We start from the raw sequence: 6,000 nt of genomic DNA, 5'->3' as shown, positions 1-6,000 counted from the left end.
GGGCTGACCCGCTTCCTCGAAGACGGGCGCCTCGAGCTCGACACGAACCCGGTCGAGAACGCCATCCGGCCAGTCTGCCTGACTAGAAAAAATGCGCTCTTCGCCGGTCATGAGGTCGGAGCCGAAAACTGGGCCTTGCTCGCCTCCATCGTGGCGACCTGTAAGCTCAACGACGTCAACCCGGCCGCCTACATCGCCGAAACACTCGAGACGATCATCGACGGCCATCCCCATAGCCGTATCGAAGACCTCATGCCGTGGCGATTCCGCAAAACGTCAAGCCAGCCTCAATAGGGTTGCGGCTAAGCGCTTACCACTGGGCTCCACGTTGTGAACATTGAAAAAATATCGCTTCATGCCTTGAAAAGACTAGGGACCCGCCTCCCGTTCCAATAACTTTCGTTACCCAATGGGTGGTCGCGCTCCGGACAACTTCGCCCAATCATAGGAACGATACTTCCCTTAGAAGATTGGGGTAGCGGTCTGTGGCGTGATACTAGCAGCGCCATCCACCCGGAACGGCTCGTTGTCGAACGCGCGTTCGGCGCTGGGCCGATTTTCGTTTTGGCTCGCCTATTCGATATGAGCAATATTGGTCATACGTTCAGCTGTTTTCAGCCTTGTGGCCTGAATTGAATCTGGGAATGGCCTAGTTTGTCAGACGACGGCGCTCCACATTGTAAAGATCACCGCCCGCCTTTGGTCTCTATCGGTGACTGAGAGTTCGGTAGTGCTCCCGCCAAATACGGTGAGCTATATGTCCGATCAGCAACCGCTATCCCGCTTTGAACGTCCCCGTTGCGCCCGATGTCAAACCAAGATGTTGCTGGAGCGTGTTTCGACAGGACCCATTGGCTTCGAACACCGATTATTCGAATGCCCCAAATGCAACAATGTCGAAACGAGGATCGTCGCTTCCGACACAAATAACTCGGAGTCGCGGGGTTGGACTTCTGACGATCTAAGCCGGGGTGGTATTTCGCGCGAAGCCAAGGACGGCAAGCCCATTCAGAAGACCGAGAGGTAGTATCGTCGAATACCTCGCTATTTTACAGGGCGTGCCAATGGCGCCCCTGGCGTTGGCCAAGCACTCGAAGCCGTGGCTCGCAGGCAGCATCGAGGTCCTCAGAACTCTGGGTCGATAGCTGGCGACATTGACGATCGATGGCAATTTGTGCACGGCGCCCGGCTCAAGCTTGAGTTCTTCAAATGCTTTCCGGGCATCTTCATTCAGCGGATCTATCGTTGCCAGGAGCCGTGCACCCCAGCCCTCTGGCACAGCTGCGCGAACGAGTGCAACTGCCTGACTGGGTTTAGCTAATGCGATCCAAAGCTGCTGCGTTGGTTCTCCCGCAAACGAAATGTCTGCGGTCACCTCAACCAGGGTAAAAGCGTCACCGAATGACTCTGCCATGCTTGGCTAACGTTCGCATGAGTGGGATGGCCTCTAATTCCTTGGATCTTATCCTGGGATTGCAGCCCGCCGATTGGCCACCCGCGCCGCCTCTGCAACCAAAATCAGGCCGCTCCGAAAGGCACCCTAGGTTGCCCGCCCGGCAATCACCGTCTGAATTTCCTGCGCCATGGCGCGGATATGACGGCCAACTGAGGCGGCCTTACAGCTTGAACAACAAGATTGCGACCACGAGGACGGGTATCGACCCGGCCACGCAAACGAAAATCCGGAAGCCCCATTCTTCACGCATCGCCTAGCGTAGCTGGGACTTTTTTCCTTGGCATGTGCAGTTTGTGCCAAGGTCTATTGGGAGTTTTACGGGTGGCTACTCGGGCGGCTTTAGCCCGGGGGATCTCAGCCACTCGCTCATGTGCGAGCCGGTCTCAGCCTGGCGAGCCCTACGGATGGCGGCCTCGCGTACAGGCCCATGAGGAAGCAGTTCGGCTTCCTCGCGCAGCCGTCTGGCTTGTTCTGCAAGGCGTTCTTCAAGGGAGGTGGTTTGTGCGAAACGGCGTCGCATGGGGCGCTGCTCCTTTCCAGAGGAAGGAGGCGGGAGCGCAAGGAGGCGTTCTCATCACCGATAAAAGCCAAGGACCGCGCGGTGATGATGGAAGTCTGCCATGTCCGGTTCCGAACATATGGTCAATTTTGCTCAGCCCGAAAACGTTACTGGATCGGAACAGCGTGGGCTTGCAGTGGCTTTCATGGTTGAGGGGGCGAAGTCTGGCTCTTGGCTTTTGACGCCTGACGGTCGCGCGCGGCGATCAGTTCATTCCGAAGCGTCAGCCGTTCGTCGGCTGTCATGCTAGGCGTCTCGCGCTGGGGCGGTACTTCTCCTATTGCGGAATGACCGGTTGTTTTCACCGGTGCTTCAGCATGAGCGTCCATAGCTGCCGACCCGACAGTCGAAGTCGCACAACCGCCAATCGAGCAGCAAGACAACAGCAGCGCTGTCCCAACTGATGCGGCGAATTTTCCATCTTTCGGCATCAACGCTCACCATGCACTCGAGGGGACTTTCCGCTGCACGTGCTGGGCGCCAAATATGTCCCTAGAGAGCCAGCCGGCGCGGAGACGAGAGACCCCTCGCCTCATTCCCGTCACGTTCGCAACCGCCGGGCGCGAACCGTCGGGTCCCACGGTCGCTATGGCCGAATGAGTGCTTACCGCGAGGCCGCTAACTGAAGCGGCCCTACCAACCTAACGCACGTTGTGCATGTCATAATACGGCGGCTGTGCTGTCGGTGTAGCGACTATCATTCCAGCGCCGGTCTGCCGCGTAGGCGGCGATAGCCGCAATTATGATGATCAGCCCGATCTTGCCCATCACACAGCAACAAATAGAGCGGCGCCAGCGTCACGGCATCAGACTGAGCGGGCGCGGCGATCCAGGCGTTAACGGGAAAAGCCGCAGCGCGGTTCCAGCCCCACTGCGGCCATCCCGGGCAACTAGAAATTTATCAGTACTCAAATCTCGCCGGTGTTCTCACAGTAGAACACCCCGTTCCGAAAATGGACTCCGGACAACTACCGGAGTCCGCTGTTCCACCCATTGTCATTAACGGCGGAACATGGCACGGCTCGCCTTCCAGCCCCAATGCTTTCGGCCGCCGATCCAATTTCGGATCAGAGCGCCGGGAGTGCTAGGCCCGCCACTGAACCGGCGGGCCTTTTGCTGTCACCGCCTCAACCGGCTCACGTAGTCGCGGCGGGTCAAAGGCCACGCGGGAGTTGGGCCAACGAATTTCAACCTGGGGAAAACGTTCCTTAGGTCAGCGCGCCTGCATTTTCCGAATCGCCTTGCTATGCGCGGCTGTCGCGCCGCGATCCTATCGGGGGTGCGCGTGAGCCAGTTCTTATCCGTACTGCTGTTGGCGACGGCTTTGACGTTGACCGTATGTCTCGGGGTCGCAGCGTGGCGCCAGTCTGCCGACAAAGACGTCGATATCACCGCAACGATTCCGCATCAGGAATATGGTTGGAGAACGAGGCCGAGCAACTGAACGCGTTTGCGCGCGCGCTGCCGTTGTTGGAGCCTCTGCCTGGTGGAAAACCGGCGAGGAGAAATGACATGGTGCTGCTCCGAACGCTGATTGCCGTCTCACTGGTTCTCGGCAGCTCAACTGCTCATGCGCAAAATTGCAAGCAATATCCCCCCGGTCCGCAGCGCCGTCAGTGCGCGGCCGCGAACAATCCAGCGTTCGAAGCAAAATTGGAAAGGTGCAAAGACGAGGCCCGCGCGATGGGTCTTACTAGGAGCAACATTGATCCCGCCATCAGAGAGTATGTGCAGGCGTGCATGCACCGTCGATAATTGTCGGAGGCAACCTTTGTCCAAAATTGACTTCGACTATGACCTAGAAGAGATCGTCCAGATGTCTGGTCGCGGCCCACTCACTCTCGCTGGAGCGCTCCGGCGGATGCCGGATACTTCCAAGGCCTCGCGCTCGTCAATGAGGCCTTACCTCGTCGGGGATTTCGGCCTCATATTGTCTGGCTTTTTCGATGAGTGCATCGCGAACCCTACCCGGAGCCAATAACGCAGCCTGTTTACGAGCCTCTCTTGCGCATTCAGCGGCTTTATCTTGGGTTTCGGTAGTCATAGCGTCCTCCACCGGAGAAACGCTCCTATCGACCGCCGGTTCCCTTCGAGAGCCCCTTGAAGGAGCTGCCTCGTAGCAGCCCCTCGGACGTTATGTCGCGATATTCAACCTCAGCAGAGAACTTGGGCTCAACCCATGTAGCCATGGGCTTCTTAATCGATTTGGTGAGCTTCTGCTTTGGGCTGACGACCGTATCCAGTGCCTTGCGGATTTGGGCCGACGTGGTTCGGCTCCAGCCGGTCCCGACCTTGCCAATGTAGCGCAGCTCTTTGCCTTCCTTTTTGCCGAGGTAGAGGGTGGCGACTCCGGTCGGATCTTTGACGAAGCCAACCACGGGGAATTTCTCGCGCCGGACGGTCTTCACCTTCCACCAAGCTTCAGTCCGCTCCGATCGGTACGGAGCGTCAACACGCTTGGAGATGATGCCTTCAAAATTCAATCGTGCTGCGGCCTCGAACAGTTCGTGCCCGTCGCCTTCGGCGTGCTCGCTGTAGAGAGCCAGTGGTTCGACGCCGTGGGTCCCGAATAGATCTTTCAGCAGCTCTTTCCGCGCAAGCTGGGAGGTCTTCCGAAGGTCCTGACCATCCAGCCACAGGAGATCGAAGGCGTAATACTGCAAACGATCCTGACGGCCTCCTGCGAGTTCGGCCTGGAGTTCGGAGAAGTTAGTTCGCCCCTCATGGACCACGACCACCTCTCCGTCGATGATGGCCTGGCATGGAAGGTCGAAGGCGCCGGCGATGACGGAGAAACCGCTTTATCCAATCGTGCCCGTTGCGGGTGAAGGCCTTGTGGGTGTCGCCGTCGAGGTGAAGCTGGATACGGTAGCCGTCGTATTTGATTTCGTGAATCCAGTCCCCGCCCGACGGGGCTTTCATCTTGAGGGTGGCGAGCTGAGGCTTAATGAAGCCCGGCATCGCCGGTCGGGTACGCCGCATACGCAACTCACAAAAATAACCCGCCGTCAGGGGGCCAACGACGGGCAGTCTACCTTCCTTCTTCAACGAGTCTCCAACTGCGGAAGCCTGAGATGTGTTCCATCCGCGAATATACCCCGGCGTCTCCTACAACCTCAGCGCCTTTGGAGGTTGTATTTTAGAGAACGGCCGGCGCGGATTCTTCGCGCCTTATTCCTGTCACGTTCGCAGCCGCCGGCGATGCGTCATCAGCCGCTGCCGGTCGCGCTACCTGCTCGACAACAGGAAGTACTCAGCCTCTTGCAAATTGCGAAACTGCGCGTCATCGAGGCCGGCTAGGCCGCACAGCATGGAGCACACCTTGCGCCACCGTGCGTTCCGTTCTTTTAAGTCGCGACCGTCGCGCGCACCTCGCCTAATGGTCCGCTTCAGTCCGATGACTGCTGTTTTTCGATCGCTCATTTTGTCTCAGTTCAGCAACACTCGCCGTGTTCCTCGTCTCGGAACAGATTTTTGACTCCACACGCATCGCAACTACGATCACTGTTCAAGGACCGGGGCTGCGGCGGCAGTTTCAGAACCTAGCGATTTTGAGCCCGGTGCCGCAGAGCGACAATGCCTGCGGCTTTCTGTTGTCCGCGCTTCACTCACAACTAGGTCCACGATCCTGTGAGGTCGTGAAGCGTCTGCCGCGGTCCATCAAGACTATTCGCAGTTGGCCGGGCGATGACGTCGCGGCAGCGTCAACGTCGGCGAATGATGCCACAACATCGGCCGCAGGCGCCGCTCGCTTGTGACGGCTCCTGCGGCCGGGCGCCGCGACGTTCCGCACGATCAGCGCGGCACGCTATAGCTAGCACGCCGCTTGTTCATTTTTCCCGGCTTATTTTGACCGTGCAAGGGCCTCAACGAGCGCAATCGCTGCGGCCCTCGTCTTAAGGCCCCAACGCGCAGGCACACATGGAACCCCCCTGCACCGCCCGCTGATTGACAACACGCCTTGCATCGCCGCCGATGCTGGCGG

The 6,000-nt window shown here is 58.6% G+C and carries 6 protein-coding genes; 2 read left to right on the top strand and 4 right to left on the bottom strand.

All coding sequences use genetic code 11. The features are described from left to right. Positions 1-294: transposase domain-containing protein (locus tag ABID58_RS30610; protein ID WP_354036566.1), on the top strand; the 294-nt coding region annotated here is incomplete at its 5' end. A gap of 667 nt (positions 295-961) precedes the next feature. On the opposite strand, the gene ABID58_RS30605 is transcribed toward ABID58_RS30610, so the two are convergent. After that, positions 962-1,414, bottom strand: a complete 453-nt coding sequence (locus tag ABID58_RS30605; protein ID WP_354036565.1) for a hypothetical protein — start codon at positions 1,412-1,414, stop codon at positions 962-964. Positions 1,415-3,434: 2,020 nt separating this feature from the next. Here ABID58_RS30605 and ABID58_RS30595 point away from each other — a divergent pair. Then, on the top strand, positions 3,435-3,770 hold the full coding sequence (locus ABID58_RS30595; RefSeq protein ID WP_354036563.1) for a hypothetical protein: 336 nt from the start codon (positions 3,435-3,437) through the stop codon (positions 3,768-3,770). A 136-nt stretch (positions 3,771-3,906) separates the two neighbouring features. On the opposite strand, the gene ABID58_RS30590 is transcribed toward ABID58_RS30595, so the two are convergent. Genes ABID58_RS30590 through ABID58_RS30580 form a run of 3 tightly spaced genes read right to left on the bottom strand, consistent with a single transcriptional unit; the run spans position 3,907 to position 4,937 of the window. Next, positions 3,907-4,059, bottom strand: a complete 153-nt coding sequence (locus tag ABID58_RS30590) for a hypothetical protein (protein WP_354036562.1) — start codon at positions 4,057-4,059, stop codon at positions 3,907-3,909. A gap of 25 nt (positions 4,060-4,084) precedes the next feature. After that, complete coding sequence (locus tag ABID58_RS30585; RefSeq protein WP_354036561.1) at positions 4,085-4,747, bottom strand: ATP dependent DNA ligase; 663 nt, start codon at positions 4,745-4,747, stop codon at positions 4,085-4,087. Further along, entirely contained in the window at positions 4,737-4,937 is a 201-nt protein-coding gene (locus ABID58_RS30580) for an ATP-dependent DNA ligase (protein WP_354036574.1), read from the bottom strand. The genes ABID58_RS30585 and ABID58_RS30580 overlap by 11 nt, the downstream gene beginning before the upstream one ends. Positions 4,938-6,000: the final 1,063 nt, after the last annotated feature.

The organism is Bradyrhizobium sp. S3.2.6, assembly GCF_040546885.1.
Lineage (GTDB): Bacteria > Pseudomonadota > Alphaproteobacteria > Rhizobiales > Xanthobacteraceae > Bradyrhizobium > Bradyrhizobium cytisi.
Note: the sequence above shows the minus strand (reverse complement) of the source record. Positions and strands in the feature narration are given on the sequence as shown.